Origin of the sequence: Pseudomonas sp. GW456-12-10-14-LB2, assembly GCF_002884345.1 — a bacterium.
Taxonomy (GTDB): Bacteria; Pseudomonadota; Gammaproteobacteria; order Pseudomonadales; family Pseudomonadaceae; genus Aquipseudomonas; species Aquipseudomonas paraglycinae.
The window spans coordinates 15,701-35,391 of the sequence record NZ_POHV01000021.1; the positions used below are offsets into that span (position 1 = coordinate 15,701).

Consider the following 19,691-nt stretch of genomic DNA (forward strand, 5'->3'; position numbering starts at 1 on the left):
AGATGTCTTTGTTCAAACAGCTGTTGATCGCTATCTGTCTGTTCCTGGTGGTCGCCTTCACCGGGAGCTTCATGGTCAGTCTGGAGAGCTCGCGCACCCAGTACGTCAACCAGTTGCGCTCCCACGCCCAGGATGCGGCCACGGCGCTGGCGCTGTCGTTGACGCCGAACATCGATGACCCGGCGATGGTCGAGTTGCTGGTCAGTTCGATCTTCGACAGCGGTTATTACTCGAGCATCCGCGTGGTCGACCTGAAGACCGACCAGACCATCGTCGAGCGCAATGGCATTCCGGCGGTCACCAACGTGCCGGACTGGTTCGTCAAATTGATCGGCCTGGAACCGGCCGGTGGCGATGCGCTGGTCAGCCGTGGCTGGGAGCAGGCGGCGCGGGTCGAGGTGGTCAGCCACCCGATGTTCGCTTTGGCCAAACTCTGGCAGAGCGCACTCGGCAGCCTGGGCTGGTTGCTGGTCTGCGGCGCGGTGAGTGCGGTGCTGGGCGCGTTGTTGCTGCGTCGGCAACTGAAGCCGCTGGATTACATGGTCAAGCAATCCCACGCCATCGCCCGTCGTGAGTTCCTCAGCCTGCCGGACCTGCCGCGCACGCCTGAATTGCGCCGTGTGGTGCTGGCGATGAACCAGATGGTCGAGAAGCTCAAGGCGCTGTTTCAGGAGCAGGCAGAGCGCAGTGAAAAACTGCGCACCGAATCCTATCAGGACAACCTCACCGGGTTGGCCAACCGGCGTTATTTCGAGATGCAGCTGAATGCGCGGGTGAGCAACCCGGAGCAGGCCAGTTCCGGTTATCTGCTGCTGTTGCGGGTCAAGGATCTGGCTGGGCTGAACCAGCGCCTTGGCGGTCAGCGCACCGATGAATTGTTGAAAGCGGTTGGCGAGCAACTGTCCCGAGAGTGCGCCAAATACCCGGAAACCCAGAACCTCGTCACCCGCATTCGTGGTGGTGAATTCGCCGTGCTGGCGCCGGGGCTGACCCGAGAAGAAGCGCTGCAACTGGCGCAGAGTCTCGACAGTGCCCTGAGCAGCCTGCACGCGACAGGCGCCACCGACGTGGCTGCCGTGGCTTCTATCGGCCTGGCACCGTTCGCTCACGGCGACTCGCCGCAAGCGGTCCTCAGCCTCGGCGATCAGGCGCTGGCCCAGGCCGAAGGGCAGGGCGAGCAGAACTGGGCATGCCTCGATCAGAGCCTGGTGGCGGACGTCGGTGACGATCACCACGCTTGGCACCGTTTGCTCGATCAGGCGTTGAATCAGCGGCGTTTCGAGCTGTTCTTCCAGCCGGTAGTGGCGGCGCAGGACACGCAACTGGTGCTGCATTACAAGGTGCTGTCGCGCTTGCTCGACGAGCAGGGCCAGACCATTCCCGCCGGGCGCTTCCTGCCGTGGCTTGAGCGCTTCGGCTGGACCGCGCGGCTGGACCGGTTGATGCTCGAGCGGGTGCTGGAGCAGATGGCCGGTCATGAAGAATCCCTGGCGCTGAATCTGTCCTCGGCGACCCTGGCCGATCCGCAGGCGTTGAACAAAGTGTTCGAGATTCTGCGAGCGCATTCCAACCTCGGTGCGCGCCTGACCCTGGAAATCGGCGAGGAACAATTGCCGGAGCAAGCGGTGCTGGAACAGTTGACCCGGCGCCTGCGCGAGCTCGGTTTCTCCCTGAGCCTGCAGCGTTTTGGCGGACGCTTCAGCATGATCGGCAACCTGGCGCGGCTGGGGCTGGCGTATTTGAAGATCGATGGCAGTTACATCCGGGCGATCGATCAGGAAAGCGACAAGCGTCTGTTCATCGAAGCGATCCAGCGTGCGGCGCACAGCATCGATCTGCCGCTGATTGCCGAGCGGGTCGAGACGGAAGGGGAATTGTCGGTGATTCGCGAGATGGGGTTGTATGGGGTTCAGGGGCAGCTGTTCGGTGAGCCCAAGCCCTGGAAATAATGCAGCGCCAAACTGATCGTTCCCACGCAGAGCGTGGGAGCGATCGACTGTAGGCAAATCAGATCAACCCGCCCTCATCCTCATCAATCAACTGACTCAACCCGCCCAGCGCTTCCCGCGCCTGGGTCCGGTCCATCAACTTGGCCTGGGCCGCCGCTGGCAGGTCGGTGACGCGGATCACGCCTTTCTGGGTCAGCACCTGAATCAGGTCATCGAGTACCCGGATCATTTCCAGGTCGCTCTGCTTGAGCTGTTTGAGGCTGTTCTCCACGGCCTCGTTGGCGTACCAGGCCTGGATTTCGTGGTGGTCGGCCGGCAGCGTTTCCGTGGCCTCGGCGTAGGCCGCAGCTTCCACGCGAATCAACTGACCCTGCGCATCGCGTTGCACGTAAAACATTGAGCATCCCTCGGAAATGGACCAGCGTCATGCTGTCAGCAGCATAGCCAACTGCGCGCGAGTATGCGGTGCGCCGACGAAATCGTCACCGGTTCAAGCACCGCAAACGTGACGGCCGCCCCAAGTGGGGCGGCCGTTTTTCACGCATCAGCTGTTGTTGTGGTCGACCTTGATGGTCGGATCGCTGCCGGCAATCAGGTTGTGAATGTTGGCCGTGGACCAGTTGTTGCCTTCCAGTTTGATCGTCACGTCCGGTGTGGCGGCTGCGGCATCGCCCGAGTTGAACTTGCCGCCCGAGCTGACTTGCAGCGACGACACACCGTCGACCGTGGTGATCTTCAGGAAGTTGTCGATGGTGCTGCCACTCTCACCCTGCAACAGATCACGCAGGTCGATGCGGTCGCCTTCGCTGGCCTTGAAGTCCTTGATCACGTCGTTGCCGGTGTCGCCCGCCTTCCAGACGAAGGTGTCGGCACCCGAACCACCGATCAGGATGTCGTTGCCCTGACCACCGATCAGCGTGTCGTTGCCGGTGCCGCCGAGCAGGATGTCATTGCCCTTGCCGCCGTCGAGCAGGTCGTTGCCGCCCGAGCCGAACAGGATGTCATTGCCCGCGCCGCCCAGCAGCGTGTCGTTGCCGTCGTGGGCACCGGACACATCGAACGCCTGATAGTGCTCGGTGATGTACTGGTGCACGTTGCTGGTGGTGACTTTGCTGACGTCGACCCCGGTTTCCTTGGCCACGAACGCCTGCATCGCCTGGTAACCCTCGCCGGCAATGCCGTTGAAGCTCACCAGGTCGCCGAACAGGATGTCGTTGCCGTCGCCACCGCTGACGGTGTCGTTGCCCGGCATCGTCGCTTCGGTGTGGCCGATGATCGAGTTGGCCAGGTCCTTAGGATCGATGTTGGTTTGCGGCGTCTTGTCCGAATCGTACGGTTTCAGGTCGTTGAGGCTGACACCGCTGTTGATGCCGATGGCCTCCACGTTCGACAAACCGTTGAGCAAGGCGAAACCGCTGCTGGCGTTATCGGTGGTCGTGGTCGTGGTGCTGCTGCCGTTGCCCGCCAGGCTCGAGATCTCGTAGGTACCGTCACCCTGAGCGTGGATGGTACCCAGGCTGTTCCAGCTCCAGCTGCCGTTCTTGTACGTCTGCAATACCACGGCGCCGGCAGTGTTGATACTCAGGTAGTGGGTGTTGTCGATGTAGGTGCTGAAGCTGTCGCCCAGTTTGTAGTTGCTGGTTTTCACCACGTCATCGAGCTTCACGTTGCCGTACAGCGTCGGGTTGGTCTGCTCGTTGCTCTGGTAGTAGGTCGGCTGGCCGTCGGTGATGAAGTACGTGAGGTTCTTCGCCCCGGTGTTGGCCAGCGCTTCGGCGCTCTGGAAGAAGTTCGCCGTGGCCTTGAACACGTCCTCGTAGTTGGTGCCGCCGCCGGACGACATCGAGTCCAGCACGGCCTTGAGCAAGGTCAGCGCGTTCGGGTCGTTGAGGTTCACCGACACCGACTTGTTGACCTGGGTATCGAAGTCCACCAGGAAGATGTTCACCGTGCCGGAGTTGCTGCCCAGGCTCTGCTTGAGGGTGTTGAACACCGACGTCAGCGAGTCCTTGGCGGCGTTGATTGACGAGGCGCTCATACTGCCTGAGCTGTCGACCATGAACGCGATGTTGTAGTTGGTGCCCGGCACCACGGTCAGGCCGCCGATGTCGGCGACGATGATGTCGTTGCCGTCGGTGCCGGTGACGGTGTCGTCCGCCGAAGTGGCGACCACCGCGTTGTAAACCGCTGGCACCACGGTGACCGGGATGGTCGCAGTGGTGCTGGCCGAGCCGCCGACTTGTTCGGTGGAGGTCGAGGTCACGGTCAGGTTGAACTGGCCGTTGTAGTAGGTCGGCGGGGTTACGGTCAGGGTGCCGAGGTTCCAGCCGGTGACGTTGGCGTCGCCGCTGGTGGCGGTCACGGTGAAGCTGTGGCCTGCGCCGTCGCTCAGTACCGAGCCGACCGGTGCGCCGCTGATCTTGATGCTCAGGGTTTCCGAGCCGTCGGTATCGGTCAGCGCGGTGCTGATCGACGACAGTTTCACCGTGGTGCCTTCGGCGCCGGTGTTGAGTTTGTAGCCGTCGTAATAGCCTTCGCCGTTGTTGCCGTGCAGATCGGAGACGGTCACGCCGGCATTCACCAGATCCTGCACGCCGGTGTAGATCGGCACGCCGGCACTGCTCAGGTCGATCGGCGTGCTGCCGTTGACCGACAGGTTGACGTCGTAGCTGCCCGGGCCGCTCTGGTTGTGGTGGTAGATGTCCAGGGTGTAGTAACCGCTGGTGGTCGGGGTGAACGAACCGTTGAGGTTGCCGCCCGCGCCCCACGTGGTCGAGGCCACGTTCTTGCCGCCGATGGTCACCAGCAGGCTGTCATCACCGGTGCCGCTGAAGGTATAGGTCTTGCCGGCTTCCAGATAAATCAGGCCCGAGGTTTTCGACGCAGTGCCGGCGGTCACGCTGCCGTCGGACTGCACGTTGTTCACAGTGCCGCTGGTGTTCGGCTTGCCTGCGCCGTCGATCACGTTTTTCAGGGTGGTCGAGTTGGCGCCGCTGCCGTCGGTGCCCAGGCCCGACAGACCGGTCCAGACTTCCTTGATCAGGCCGGTGGACTTCACGCTGTTGTCGGCCACCGACAGGGTCGGTGCATCCGCCACCGGCGTGATGTCGATCTTGATGGTGCCAGTGTTGCCCAGCAACTGGCCGTCGGTTGGCTGGAATTTGATCTGCGCGTAGTCGGCCTGATTGTTACCAACGCCAGTGCCACCGTAACCGTTCACACCCGACTCGTTGGCATCCGGCACGAAGCGCAGCTTGCCGGCGTCGATGTCGGCCTTGCTGACAGTCTGGTTGTTGGCGACGTCTTTCCAGGTCGAGCCGTCCAGATACTGCAGTTTGCCTTCGCCCGGCAGCTGGGTGATTTTCACGCCCAGGCTGCTGGCCGGGCTGTCGACGTCGCTGACGCCGAAGGTCGACCAGCCGAGAACCAGCGGGGTGTCTTCGGTGCCGGTGACGTTGACCGGTGCAGCGACCGGTGCGTCGTTGACCGCCACCACGTTGACCGTGGTGGTCGCGGTGTTGGAGTAGTTACCGCCATCGGTCACGGTCACGGTGATGATCCGCGGCACGGTGCTCGGGTCTTCACTGCTGTTGGTGAAGCTGATGTTCTTGATCGCCTGCATGTAGTCGGCCAGCGTCGCGTTGCCCGACAGGGTCAGGGTGACGGTGCCGTTGGTGCTGTTGGCGTTGATGGTGATGCCGTTGACGCTGTTGCCCAGATTCAGCGCATCGCCGTCCTGACGGTTGGTCAGCACGACGGTGGCGCCGGTCAGCATGGTGCTGTCCGGGTCGGTGATCTTGATGTCGGTGTCGGCAATCGACACGCCTGCGCCCGGGGTGTTCTCGGTGAAGGTCACCTTGTAGTCGGCACCCGTTGCACCGCTGGAGTTGTTGGCGTCGAGGTCGATGACCGGCGGTGCATCGTTGTCGATGATCGAGGTGCTGACGCTGCCATTGGTGCTGCTGACCGCCAGGTTTTCGAAGTTGCCACCGGTGGCCGAGTCGATCTTGACCACGAAGTTCTCGGTGCCTTCGGTGATCTTGTCGTCGATGGTCGCAACGTTGAACTGCGCGCTGCTGGCACCGGCCGGGATCTTCACGGTGTACACGCCGGTGAAGTCCGAACCGTCGGCGGCGGTGCCGCTGTAGACGATTTTCAGGGTCACTTCGGTCTGCGCCGGGTGGGTCAGGCTGACGGTGTAGCTGGCGGTCTGGCCTTCGGTCACCGAGGTGCTGCCGGTGATGCTGACGGTGGTGGTGTCGATGGTATCGGTGACGCTGGTCACGGCTGGTGTGTTGCTGGTCACCAGGTTTTCGAAATTGCCGCCGGTAGCGTTGGTGATCGTGGCCTGCACATTGCCGGCGTCCTTGTAGACGTCATCGGCTGGGGCTGGAACCGTCACGGTGCCGGTGGTTTTACCCGCTTCGATGGTGATCACCGAACCGTTGCTCAGGGTCACGGTCACTGGCGAGCCAGCGGCATTGGTCAGGGTTGCGGTGTAGGTGATCGAACCACCTTCGGCCACGGTGCCGGTCGCGCTGAGCGACAGGTTGGTGGTGTCGATGGTGTCGGTGACGGTGGTGCTGACCGGTGTCTTGTCGGCCACGAGGTTTTCGTAGTTGCCGCCGCTGACGTTGGTGATCGCGTTGGTCAGCGGCGTGTGGCCGGTCAACGCGTCGTTCGGCGCGGTAGTGGTCACGGTGCCGGTGGTTTTGCCGACTTCGATGGTGATCGACTGACCGTTGGCCAGGGTCACGGTCACAGGCGAGCCTGTCACTGGCGCGCCGACGGTCGCGGTGTAGACCACGTTGCCACCTTCGGCCGCCGTCGTGGTCGCGGTCAGCTTCACGGTGGTGGTGTCGATAGTGTCGGTGACGCTGGTCACGGCTGGTGTGGTGCTGGTGACCAGGTTCTCGAAGTTGCCGCCGGTGGCGGACTTGATCGTCGCCTGCACGTTGCCGGCGTCTTTGTAGACGTCGTCAGCTGGCGCAGGAACGGTCACGGTGCCCGTGGTTTTACCGGCTTCGATGGTGATCACGGCGCCGTTCGACAGGGTCACGGTCACTGGTGAGCCAGCGGCGTTGGTCAGGGTCGCGGTGTAGGTGATCGAGCCACCCTCGGCCACGGTGCCGGTCGCGCTGAGCGACAGGTTGGTGGTGTCAACGGTGTCAGTCACGGTGGTGCTGACCGGCGTCTTGTCGGCCACGAGGTTTTCGTAGTTGCCGCCAGAAACGTTGGTGATCGAGTTGGTCAGCGGTGTGTGGCCGGTCAACGCGTCGTTCGGCGCGGCAGTGGTCACGGTCCCGGTGGTCTTGCCGACTTCGATGGTGATTGACTGACCGTTGGCCAGATTCACGGTTACCGGCGAGCCAGTCACCGGCGCACCCACGGTAGCGGTGTAGGTGACGGTGCCACCCTCGGCCGCTGTTGCGGTTGCGGTCAGCTTCACGGTGGTGGTGTCGATGGTGTCAGTAACGCTGGTCACTGCTGGCGTGGTGCTGGTCACCAGGTTTTCGAAGTTGCCGCCCGTGGCATTGGTGATCGTGGCTTGCACGTTGCCGGCGTCTTTGTAGACGTCATCGGCTGGCGCAGGAACGGTCACGGTGCCCGTGGTTTTGCCCGCTTCGATGGTGATCACGGCGCCGTTGCTCAAGGTCACGGTTACCGGAGTGCCCGCAGCATTGGTCAGGGTTGCGGTGTAGGTGATCGAGCCACCCTCGGCGACCGAGTTGGTAGCGCTCAGGGACAGGTTGGTGGTGTCGACGGTGTCAGTGACGGTGGTCGAGACCGGGGTCTTGTCGGCAACCAGGTTCTCGTAGTTACCGCCGCTGACGTTGGTGATGGCGTTGGTCAGCGGTGCATGACCGTTCAGCACGTCGTTCGGCGCGGTGGTGGTCACGGTGCCGGTGGTTTTGCCGACTTCGATGGTGATCGACTGACCGTTGGACAGGTTTACGGTCACAGGCGAGCCGGTCACCGGCGCGCCCACGGTAGCGGTGTAAGTGACGGTGCCACCTTCAGCCGCGGTCGCGGTTGCAGTCAGCTTCACGGTGGTGGTGTCGATGGTGTCAGTAACGCTGGTCACCGCTGGTGTGGTGCTGGTGACCAGGTTCTCGAAGTTGCCACCGCTGGCGTTGGTGATCGTTGCCTGTACGTTGCCGGCGTCCTTGTAGACGTCGTCGGCTGGCGCAGGAACGGTCACGGTGCCGGCGGTTTTGCCCGCTTCGATAGTGATCACTGCACCGTTCGACAAGGTCACGGTCACTGGCGAGCCAGCGGCGTTGGTCAGGGTCGCGGTGTAGGTGATCGATCCGCCTTCGGCCACGGTGCCGGTCGCGCTGAGCGACAGGTTGGTGGTGTCGACGGTATCGGTGACGGTGGTCGAAACCGGGGTTTTATCAGCCACCAGATTTTCGTAGTTGCCGCCGCTCACGCCGGTGATGGCGTTGGTCAGCGGTGCATGACCGGTCAGCACGTCGTTCGGCGCGGTAGTGGTCACGGTGCCGGTGGTCTTGCCGACTTCGATGGTAATGCTCTGGCCATTCGACAGGTTCACGGTCACAGGCGAGCCAGTCACTGGCGCACCTACGGTCGCGGTGTAGGTAACGGTGCCACCCTCGGCCGCTGTTGCGGTCGCGGTCAGCTTCACGGTGGTGGTGTCGATGGTGTCAGTAACGCTGGTCACTGCTGGCGTGGTGCTGGTCACCAGGTTTTCGAAGTTGCCGCCCGTGGCGTTGGTGATCGTGGCTTGCACGTTGCCGGCGTCTTTGTAGACATCGTCCGCTGGCGCAGGAACGGTCACGGTGCCGGTGGTTTTGCCCGCTTCGATGGTGATCACGGCGCCGTTGCTCAAGGTCACGGTTACCGGAGTGCCCGCAGCATTGGTCAGGGTTGCGGTGTAAGTGATCGAACCACCCTCGGCGACCGAGTTGGTAGCGCTCAGGGAAAGGTTGGTGGTGTCGACGGTATCGGTCACGGTAGTGCTGACCGGCGTCTTGTCGGCCACCAGATTTTCGTAGTTGCCGCCCGTCACGTTGGTGATCGCGTTGGTCAGCGGCGCGTGGCCGTTGAGCGCATCGTTAGGTGCCGTGGTCGTCACGGTGCCGGTGGTCTTACCCACTTCGACGGTGATGCTCTGGCCATTCGACAGGTTCACGGTCACTGGCGAGCCAGTCACCGGCGCGCCAACGGTAGCGGTGTAAGTGACGGTGCCGCCTTCAGCCGCCGACGCGGTCGCGGTGAGTTTCACCGTGGTGGTGTCGATGGTATCGGTGACCTGGGTCACGGCCGGAACGGTGCTTGGCACCAGGTTCTCGAAGTTGCCACCGGTGGCGGTCGAAATGGTCGCTTCGACTTTGCCGGCGTCTTTGTAGACGTCGTCTTTCGGTGCGTCGACGGTCACGGTGCCGGTGGTTTTGCCGGCTTCGATGGTGATTACGGCGCCGTTGCTCAAGGTCACGGTCACCGGAGTGCCCGCAGCGTTGGTCAGTGTGGCGGTGTAAGTGATCGAACCGCCCTCGGCAACCGAATTGGTGGCGCTGAGGGTCAGGTTGGTGGTGTCGACCGTGTCGGTGACGGTGGTCGAGACCGGCGTTTTGTCAGCCACGAGATTTTCGTAGTTGCCGCCCGTCACACCCGTGATCGAGTTGGTCAGCGGCGTGTGGCCGTTGAGCGCATCGTTCGGTGCGGTGGTGGTGACGGTGCCGGTGGTCTTGCCGACTTCGATGGTGATCGACTGACCGTTGGACAGTGTCACGGTGACTGGCGAGCCGGTCACAGGCGCGCCCACGGTGGCGGTGTAAGTGACAGTGCCGCCTTCAGCCGCCGACTCGGTCGCGGTCAGTTTGACCGTGGTGGTGTCGATGGTGTCGGTGACTTCGGTAACCGCCGGAACAGTGCTCGGCACCAGATTCTCGAAGTTTCCGCCGGACGCATCCTTGATAGTGACTTCGACCTTGCCGGCATCTTTGTAGACGTCGTCTTTCGGTGCATCGACGGTCACGGTGCCGGTGGTTTTGCCAGCTTCGATGGTGATCACGGCGCCGTTGCTCAAGGTCACGGTCACCGGAGTGCCCGCAGCGTTGGTCAGTGTGGCGGTGTAAGTGATCGAACCGCCCTCGGCAACCGAATTGGTGGCGCTGAGGGTCAGATTGGTGGTGTCGACGGTGTCAGTGACGGTGGTCGACACCGGCGTTTTGTCGGCTACGAGGTTTTCGTAGTTGCCGCCAGTCACGCCGGTGATCGCGTTGGTCAGCGGCGTGTGGCCGTTGAGTGCATCGTTCGGCGCGGTGGTGGTGACAGTGCCAGTGGTTTTGCCCACTTCGATGGTGATCGACTGACCATTGGCCAGGGTCACGGTCACAGGCGAGCCGGTCACTGGCGCGCCAACAGTCGCGGTGTAAGTGACGGTGCCACCTTCAGCTGCCGTTTCGGAAGCGGTCAGCTTCACGGTCGTCGTATCGACGGTGTCGGTGACTTCCGTTACGGCTGGAACGGTGCTCGGAACCAAGTTCTCGAAGTTGCCACCGGTTGCGTCCTTGATGGTCACTTCAACCTTGCCGGCGTCTTTGTAGACGTCATCGGCAGGCGCAGGAACGGTCACGGTGCCGGTAGTTTTACCGGCCTCGATGGTGATGACGGCGCCGTTCGACAGGGTCACGGTCAGCGGTGTGCCGGCCGGGTTGGTCAGGGTGGCGGTGTAAACGATCGAGCCACCTTCGGCCACGCTGTCGGTCGCGGTCAGCGACAGATTGGTGGTGTCGACGGTGTCGGTCACGGTGGTGCTGACCGGCGTCTTGTCGGCGACGAGGTTTTCGTAGTTGCCACCGCTCACGCCAGTGATCGCGTTGGTCAGCGGCGTGTGGCCGTTAAGCGCATCGTTTGGCGCAGTGGTGGTCACGGTGCCGGTGGTCTTGCCCATTTCGATGGTGATCGACTGACCGTTGGCCAGCGTCACGGTGACTGGCGAACCGGTCACAGGTGCGCCGACGGTAGCGGTGTAAGTGACGGTGCCACCTTCAGCTGCCGATTCAGTCGCGGTCAGTTTGACGGTGGTGGTGTCGATGGTGTCGGTGACTTCGGTCACGGCCGGAACGGTGCTCGGCACCAGGTTCTCGAAGTTGCCACCGGTGGCGGTCGAAATGGTTGCCTCGACTTTGCCAGCATCTTTGTAGACGTCGTCTTTCGGTGCATCGACGGTCACGGTGCCGGAGGTTTTGCCGGCCTCGATGGTGATGACAGCGCCGTTCGACAGGGTCACGGTCACCGGAGTGCCGGCCGGGTTGGTCAGGGTCGCGGTGTAGACGATCGAACCACCCTCGGCCACCGAGCCAGTTGCGCTCAGGGTCAGGTTGGTGGTGTCGACGGTGTCAGTCACGGTGGTGCTGACCGGGGTTTTGTCAGCCACGAGATTTTCGTAGTTGCCGCCAGTCACGCCAGTGATCGCGTTGGTCAGTGGCGCATGGCCGTTGAGCGCATCGTTCGGTGCGGTGGTGGTGACGGTGCCCGTGGTTTTGCCGACTTCGATAGTGATCGACTGTCCGTTGGACAGGGTCACGGTCACAGGCGAACCGGTGACAGGCGCGCCGACAGTCGCGGTGTAAGTAACGGTGCCGCCTTCAGCCGCCGACTCGGTGGCGGTGAGTTTCACCGTGGTGGTGTCGATGGTGTCGGTGACGTTGGTCACGGCCGGAACGGTGCTCGGCACCAGGTTCTCGAAACCACCGCCAGTAGCGGTCGAAATGGTTGCCTCGACTTTGCCGGCGTCTTTGTAGACGTCGTCTTTCGGCGCATCGACGGTCACGGTACCGGTGGTTTTACCGGCCTCGATGGTGATGACAGCGCCGTTCGACAGGGTCACGGTCACCGGCGTACCTGCCGGGTTGGTCAGGGTCGCGGTGTAAGTGATCGAACCACCCTCGGCAACCGAATCGGTGGCCGTCAGGTTCAGGTTGGTCGTGTCGACAGTGTCCGATACCGAGGTGTCGGCGGACTTGCCGTCGACCGCCAGGTTTTCGTAATTGCCACCGGTGGCCTTGTCGATGGTCACGCTCAGCGAGCTGCCGCCCGCCAACGGGCTGTTCGGCGCGACGAAGTTCACGGTGCCGGTGGTCTCGCCGACGGCGATGGTGATGGTCTGTCCGTTGGACAGGGTCACGACGAGCGGCGAACCGGTCACTGGCGCCGTCACGGTCGCGGTGTAGACCACGGTTTCGCCTTCGGCGACGTTGGCGGTAGCGGTCAGCGACACGGTGGACGTGTCGATGGTGTCATTGACGGTGGTGACCGCCGGGGCGGTGCTGGTGACCAGGTTTTCGAAGTTGCCACCGGTGGTGGTCGAAATGGTCGTCTCGACTTTGCCGGCGTCCTTGTAGACGTCGTCCTTCGGTGCATCGACGGTCACGGTGCCGGAGGTTTTTCCGGCCTCGATGGTGATCACGGCGCCGTTGCTCAAGGTCACGGTCACCGGGGTGCCGGCGGCGTTGGTCAGGGTCGCGGTGTAGGTGATCTGGCCACCTTCGTTGACTTCCGGCGTGGCGCTCAGGGTCAGGGTGGTGATGTCGATGGTGTCGGTCACGGTGGTGCTGACTGGCGTTTTATCGGCCACGAGGTTTTCGTAGTTGCCGCCGCTCACACCGGTGATCGAGTTGGTCAGCGGCGTATGGCCGTTGAGCGCATCGTTTGGCGCGGTGGTGGTAACGGTGCCGGTGGTCTTGCCAACTTCGATGGTGATCGACTGACCGTTGGCCAGGGTCACGGTCACAGGCGAGCCGGTCACTGGCGCGCCAACGGTGGCGGTGTAGGTAACAGTGCCGCCTTCAGCAGCCGACTCGGTCGCGGTCAGTTTGACGGTCGAGGTGTCGATGGTGTCGGTGACATCGGTGACGGCTGGATCGGTGCTTGGCACCAGGTTCTCGAAGTTGCCGCCAGTTGCATCCTTGATGGTCACCTCGACCTTGCCGGCATCCTTGTAGACGTCATCGGCAGGCGCAGGAACGGTCACGGTGCCGGTGGTTTTACCGGCCTCGATGGTGATGACGGCGCCGTTGCTCAACGTCACGGTCACCGGGGTGCCGGCCGGGTTGGTCAGGGTCGCGGTGTAAACGATCGAACCGCCCTCGGCCACCGAGTCAGTGGCGCTGAGGGTCAGGTTGGTGGTGTCGACGGTATCGGTGACGGTGGTCGAAACCGGGGTCTTGTCGGCTACGAGATTCTCGTAATTGCCGCCGGAAACGCCAGTGATCGCGTTGGTCAGCGGGGTGTGACCGTTCAACGCGTCGTTCGGTGCGGTGGTGCTGATGGTGCCGGTGGTCTTGCCGACTTCGATAGTGATCGACTGACCATTGGCCAGGGTTACGGTCACAGGCGAACCCGTCACCGGAGCGCCGACGGTCGCGGTGTAAGTAACGGTACCGCCTTCAGCCGCTGACTCGGTCGCGGTGAGTTTCACCGTGGTGGTGTCGATGGTATCGGTGACTTCGGTAACAGCCGGAACAGTGCTCGGCACCAGGTTCTCGAAGTTGCCGCCGGAGGCATCCTTGATCGTGACTTCGACTTTGCCGGCGTCCTTGTAGACGTCATCTTTCGGCGCATCGACGGTCACGGTGCCGGTGGTTTTACCGGCCTCGATGGTGATGACGGAGCCGTTGCTCAACGTCACGGTCACCGGAGTGCCGGCCGGGTTGGTCAGGGTCGCGGTGTAGGTGATCGAGCCACCTTCGGCCACGGTGCCGGTCGCGGTCAGCGTCAGGTCGGTGGTGTCGACGGTGTCATTCACGGTAGTGCTTACCGGAGTCTTGTCGGCCACCAGATTTTCGTAGTTACCGCCGCTCACACCGGTGATCGCATTGGTCAGCGGAGTGTGACCGTTCAACGCGTCATTCGGCGCAGTAGTAGTGATGGTGCCGGTGGTCTTGCCGACTTCGATGGTGATCGACTGACCGTTGGCCAGGGTTACGGTCACTGGAGAACCGGTCACCGGAGCGCCAACGGTCGCGGTGTAAGTGACAGTGCCACCTTCCGCCGCCGACTCGGTCGCAGTCAGTTTGACTGTGGTGGTGTCGATGGTGTCAGTGACTTCGGTAACGGCAGGAACAGTGCTCGGTACCAGATTCTCGAAGTTGCCACCGGTTGCATCCTTGATGGTCACTTCGACCTTGCCGGCGTCCTTGTAGACGTCGTCTTTCGGTGCATCGACGGTCACGGTGCCGGAGGTTTTGCCGGCCTCGATGGTGATGACGGAGCCGTTGCTCAACGTCACGGTCACGGGAGTGCCGGCCGGGTTGGTCAGGGTCGCGGTGTAGGTGATCGAGCCACCTTCGGCCACCGTGCCGGTCGCGGTCAGCGTCAGGTCGGTGGTGTCGACGGTGTCAGTCACAGTGGTGCTGACCGGCGTCTTGTCGGCCACCAGATTTTCGTAGTTACCGCCGCTCACGCCAGTGATCGCGATGCTCAGCGGTGTGTGACCGTTGAGCGCATCGTTCGGCGCGGTGGTGGTGATGGTGCCGGTGGTCTTGCCGACTTCGATGGTGATGGTCTGACCGTTGGCCAGGGTCACGGTGACCGGCGAGCCGGTCACCGGAGCGCCAACAGTGGCGGTGTAGGTGACGGTGCCGCCCTCGGCCACCGACGTATCGGCGCTCAGCTTCACGGTCGACGTATCGATGGTGTCAGTCACTTCAGTGACGGCCGGAACGGTGCTCGGAACCAGATTCTCGAAGTTGCCGCCGGACGCATCCTTGATGGTCACTTCGACTTTGCCGGCGTCTTTGTAAACGTCATCGGCAGGCGCCGGAACGGTCACGGTGCCGGTGGTTTTACCCGCTTCGATGGTGATCACCGAACCGTTGCTCAGGGTCACGGTCACTGGCGTGCCAGCCGGATTGGTCAGCGTGGCGGTGTAAACGATCGAACCGCCTTCGGCCACGGAACCTGTAGCGCTCAAGGTCAGGTTGGTGGTGTCGACGGTGTCGGTGACTGACGTCACGGCCGGAGTCTTGTCGGCGACCAGGTTTTCGTAATTGCCGCCGCTGGTGCCGTCGATCTTCACGCTCAGCGTGTTGCCGCCGGCCAGTGCATCGTTCGGTGCGGTGTAGTTGACGCTGGCGCTGCTGGCGCCGACCGGGATGGTGATGGTCTGGCCGTTGGACAGCGTCACGACCACTGGCGAGCCGGTCACCGGTGCGGTGACGGAGGCGGTGTAAATCACCACGCCGCCTTCAACGGTGCTGGCCGTAGCGCTCAGGGAAACGGTGCTGTTGTCGATGGTGTCGGTGACGTCGGTCACCGCCGGGGTCTTGTCGACCACCAGGTTTTCAAAGTTGCCGCCCGTGGTCTTGGTGATGCTGGCGTCGACTTTGCCGGCGTCCTTGTACACGTCGTCGCCCGGTGCGGCGACGGTGATGGTGCCGGTGCTCGCGCCTTTGGCGATGTTGATCACCGCGCCGTTGCTCAGGGTCACGGTCATGGCCGTGCCGGCCGGGTTGGTCAGGGTCGCGGTGTAAACAATCGAACCACCCTCGGCGACCGAACCGGTGGCGCTCAGGCTGATGTTGGTGGTGTCGACGGTGTCGGTGACCTTGGTCACCACCGCCGAACGGTTGGCATCGACCTGTTCGAAGTTGCCGCCGCTGTGGCTGGCAATCGCGGTCTGTACCTTGCCGCCATCGATGTAAGGCGTGTTGGCCGGCGCAGGGAAATTCACCGAACCGCTGGTGGCACCGGCGGCAATGTTGATCACCGCGCCGTTGGCCAGGGTCACGGTCATGGCGGTGCCGGCCGGGTTGCTCAGGGTCGCGGTGTAGGTGATCTGGCCACCTTCGCTGACGGTGTCGCTGGCGCTCAGGGTCAGCGTGGTCTTGTCGATGGTGTCGTTGACCGTGGTGCTGACCGGCGTCTTGCTGACGTCGAGCTTCTCGAAGTTGCCGCCGCTGGCATCGGTCATGGTCACGGTGAGCTTGCTGACATCCTTGTAGACGTCATCGCTCGGCGCCGGGATGGTCACCGAACCGCTGGTCTTGCCGGCCTCGATAACGATGGTCTGGCCGTTGCTCAGGTTGACGGTCACCGGCGTCTGCGCGGCGTTGGTCAAGGTCGCGGTGTAAGTGATCGACGTGCCTTCGAGCACATAGCTTTCGGCGCTGAGGGTCAGGTGCGTGGTGTTGATGGTGTCGGCGACGTTGGTCACCGCTGGCGTCGGGTTGGCCACCAGGTTTTCGAAATTGCCGCCGGAAGTGTCCTTGATGGTCACTTCGACTTTGCCGGCATCTTTGTAGACGTCATCGGCAGGAGCCGGAACGGTCACGGTGCCAGTGGTTTTGCCGGCTTCGATGGTGATGACGGAGCCGTTGCTCAACGTCACGGTCACCGGGGTGCCGGCCGGGTTGGTCAGGGTGGCGGTGTAGATGATCTGCCCGCCCTCGTTGACGTTGCCGGTGGCGGTCAGCGATACGGTGGTGGTGTCGACGGTATCGGTGATGGTGGTGCTGACCGGCGTTTTGTCGGCCACGAGGTTTTCGTAGTTGCCGCCGCTCACACCGGTGATCGAGTTGGTCAGCGGTGCATGGCCGGCCAGTACGTCGTTCGGCGCCGTGGTAGTCACGGTGCCGGTGGTTTTGCCGACTTCGATAGTGATCGACTGACCGTTGGCCAGGGTCACGGTCACCGGCGAGCCGGTTACCGGGGCGCCAACCGTCGCGGTATAAGTGACGGTACCGCCTTCAGCGGCCGATTCGGTCGCGGTCAGTTTGACGGTTGAAGTGTCGATGGTGTCGGTGACCTGGGTCACGGCCGGCACAGTGCTTGGCACCAGGTTTTCGAAGTTGCCGCCGGTTGCGCCGGTAATGGTCGCTTCGACTTTGCCGGCATCCTTGTAGACGTCATCGGCAGGGGCCGGAACGGTCACGGTACCGGTGGTTTTGCCGGCTTCGATGGTGATGACGGAGCCGTTGCTCAACGTCACGGTCACCGGAGTGCCGGCTGGATTGGTCAGCGTCGCGGTGTAGATGATCGAGCCGCCCTCGGTCACGGAGTCGGTGGCGCTCAGGGTCAGGTTGGTGGTGTCGACAGTGTCGGTCACGGTGGTGCTGACCGGCGTCTTGTCGGCGACCAGATTCTCGTAGTTGCCGCCGCTCACGCCGGTGATCGCGTTGGTCAGTGGTGCGTTGCCGGCCAATGCGTCGTTCGGTGCGGTGGTGGTGACGGTGCCGGTAGTTTTGCCGACTTCGATGGTGATCGACTGACCGTTAGCCAGGGTCACGGTGACAGGCGAGCCAGTCACCGGTGCGCCGACGGTGGCGGTGTAAGTAACGGTGCCGCCTTCAGCCGCCGACTCGGTCGCGGTCAGTTTGACGGTGGTCGTGTCGACGGTGTCGGTCACGTCGGTGACGGCCGGAACGGTGCTCGGCACCAGGTTCTCGAAATTGCCGCCGGTGGCGTCCTTGATGGTCACTTCGACTTTGCCGGCGTCTTTATAGACGTCATCGGCTGGCGCCGGAACGGTCACGGTGCCGGTGGTTTTGCCAGCTTCGATGGTAATGACGGAGCCGTTGCTCAACGTCACGGTCACCGGGGTACCGGCCGGATTGGTCAGGGTCGCGGTGTAAACAATCGAACCACCCTCGGCGACAGTGCCGGTGGCGCTAAGGGTCAGATTGGTGGTGTCGGCCACGTCTGTCACCGTGGTCGAAACCGGGGTTTTGTCGGCCACCAGATTTTCGTAGTTACCGCCGGAAACGCCGGTGATCGAGTTGGTCAGCGGTGCATTGCCGGTCAACGCATCGTTCGGCGCAGTGGTGGTCACGGTACCGGTGGTTTTGCCCACTTCGATGGTGATCGACTGACCATTGGCCAGCGTCACAGTGACCGGCGAACCGGTCACTGGTGCGCCGACAGTAGCGGTATAAGTGACAGTGCCACCTTCAGCCGCTGATTCGGTCGCTGTGAGTTTTACCGTGGTGGTGTCGATAGTGTCGGTGACTTCGGTAACGGCCTGAACGGTGCTTGGCACCAGGTTCTCGAAGTTGCCGCCGGTTGCGTCCTTGATAGTGACTTCGACTTTGCCGGCGTCTTTATAGACGTCATCGGCTGGCGCCGGAACGGTCACGGTGCCGGTAGTTTTGCCAGCCTCGATGGTGATGACGGAGCCGTTGCTCAACGTCACGGTCACCGGGGTCCCGGCAGGATTGGTCAGGGTCGCGGTGTAGACGATCGAACCGCCTTCGGCCACGGAACCGGTGGCGCTCAGCGACAGGTTGGTGGTGTCGATGGAATCGGTGACGGTGGTGGTCGCTGGCGTCGTGTTTGGCACCAGATTCTCGAAATTGCCGCCGGTGGCACCGGTAATCGTGGTGCTGACGGTGCCGCCGTTGTTGTAAACGTCATTCGGCGCGGTCGGCACGTTGACGCTGCCGGTGGTCTGGCCGGCGCCGATGGTGATGGTCGAGCCGTTCGACAGGGTGACGGTCACCGGCGTCTGCGCCGGGTTGGTCAGGGTCGCGGTGTAGGTGATCTGGCCACCTTCGACCACGGTGCCAGTAGCGGTCAGGGTCAGGCCGGTGGTGTCTCGCGAATCGACGATCGTGGTAACGGCCGGTGTCGGGTTCGGCACCAGGTTTTCGAAGTTGCCGCCCGTGGCACCGGTGATGGTGGTGGTGACGGTGCTGCCGTTGTTATAGACGTCATTCGGTGCGGTCGGCACGTTGACGGTGCCGGTGGTCTGGCCGGCGCCGATAGTGATGGTCGAGCCGTTGGACAGGGTCACGGTCACCGGCGTCTGCGCCGGGTTGGTCAGGGTCGCGGTGTAGGTGATCTGACCGCCTTCGGTCACGCTCGGGCCCGCCGTCAGGGTGACGGTGGTGGTGTCGATGGTGTCGGTGACCTGGGTCGTGGCCGGGGTGGTCGGCGGGGTCACGGTGATGCCGTTGCCGCCGGTGGTGCCGGTGACGGTCACGTCGATCTGGGTCGGGTCGTTATAAACAGTGTCGTTCGGTGCCAGCGGCACGTTGACGGTGCCGGTGGTGGAACCGGCCGGAATCACGATCACCGCGCCGTTAGACAGGGTGATGGTCAGGTCGGTCAGCGGCGCCTGGGTCAGGGTCGCGGTGTACACCAGAACGCCGCCGGCTTCGGTAATGCTCGGCGTGGCGCTGAGGCTCAGGGTCGATTCGCGCAGGGCATTGGCGTTGGTGTCGGTGGTCTGGCCGCCAGTGATGTTCTGGGCGGCCTGGCCGGCAGCGTTGATGCCTGCGGTCGGGAAACCAATGGTCGGGTCGACACGGCCAGCGGTCGCATCGAGCATCACGAAGCTGTGACCGCCACCGGCGGCACCGCCAGTTCCTGCGGCGCTAGGGCCGGCGGCGGTGGATTCAAGGGCGGTAGTCGGGTCGACACCGGCGGCGATGGCTTGTTGCAGCTCTTCTACCGACGGCGCGGCTTGCGCGGTGGCTTCGGCCAGGTCGGTGCTGGAATCCGGGGCATCGGCGCTCCACTGAGTGTCGCGGCCCAGATCGATCGTGCGGCCATCGGCCAGTTCCAGGGACACGGCGCCGGAAACGCCGGTGTCGACCTGATCGCCGGTAAACAGCCGGTCGCCTTCAACGAGTACGCGACGGACGCCCTCTGGGGACACCACGAAAACCTGACCAACAATGCTTTTGACGATGGCAACAACACTGCTCATTGAAGACTCTCCGGGTGTCACGTTCAGTTGACTTCCATAGACCTGATGGCTGTCTGCGCCGATTC

3 protein-coding genes are annotated in these 19,691 nt (G+C 63.1%); 1 reads left to right on the plus strand and 2 read right to left on the minus strand.

Annotated features, from left to right (window positions below; genetic code table 11):
* The first annotated feature begins 2 nt into the window (after nucleotides 1-2).
* Nucleotides 3-1,949, plus strand: coding sequence for a cyclic di-GMP receptor LapD (lapD, locus tag C1X29_RS16080; protein WP_102717885.1), 1,947 nt, complete (start codon nucleotides 3-5; stop codon nucleotides 1,947-1,949).
* A 58-nt stretch (nucleotides 1,950-2,007) separates the two neighbouring features.
* Here the strand turns inward: lapD and C1X29_RS16085 are convergent, their stop codons facing one another.
* Both C1X29_RS16085 and C1X29_RS16090 read right to left on the minus strand, forming a co-directional pair.
* Nucleotides 2,008-2,346 carry a tryptophan synthase subunit beta gene (locus tag C1X29_RS16085; protein WP_085613332.1) on the minus strand — a complete coding sequence of 113 codons (339 nt, stop codon included), beginning with the start codon at nucleotides 2,344-2,346 and terminating at the stop codon, nucleotides 2,008-2,010.
* A 147-nt stretch (nucleotides 2,347-2,493) separates the two neighbouring features.
* Complete coding sequence (locus tag C1X29_RS16090; RefSeq protein ID WP_102717886.1) at nucleotides 2,494-19,626, minus strand: LapA family giant adhesin; 17,133 nt, start codon at nucleotides 19,624-19,626, stop codon at nucleotides 2,494-2,496.
* Nucleotides 19,627-19,691 lie beyond the last annotated feature (65 nt).

Bases quoted from the DNA above. Each gene is read 5' to 3' on its own strand.
- C1X29_RS16090 (WP_102717886.1), bottom strand. From the start codon at position 19,626: ATGAGCAGTGTTGTTGCCATCGTCAAAAGCATTGTTGGTCAGGTTTTC.
- C1X29_RS16085 (WP_085613332.1), bottom strand. From the start codon at position 2,346: ATGTTTTACGTGCAACGCGATGCGCAGGGTCAGTTGATTCGCGTGGAA.
- lapD (WP_102717885.1), top strand. From the start codon at position 3: ATGTCTTTGTTCAAACAGCTGTTGATCGCTATCTGTCTGTTCCTGGTG.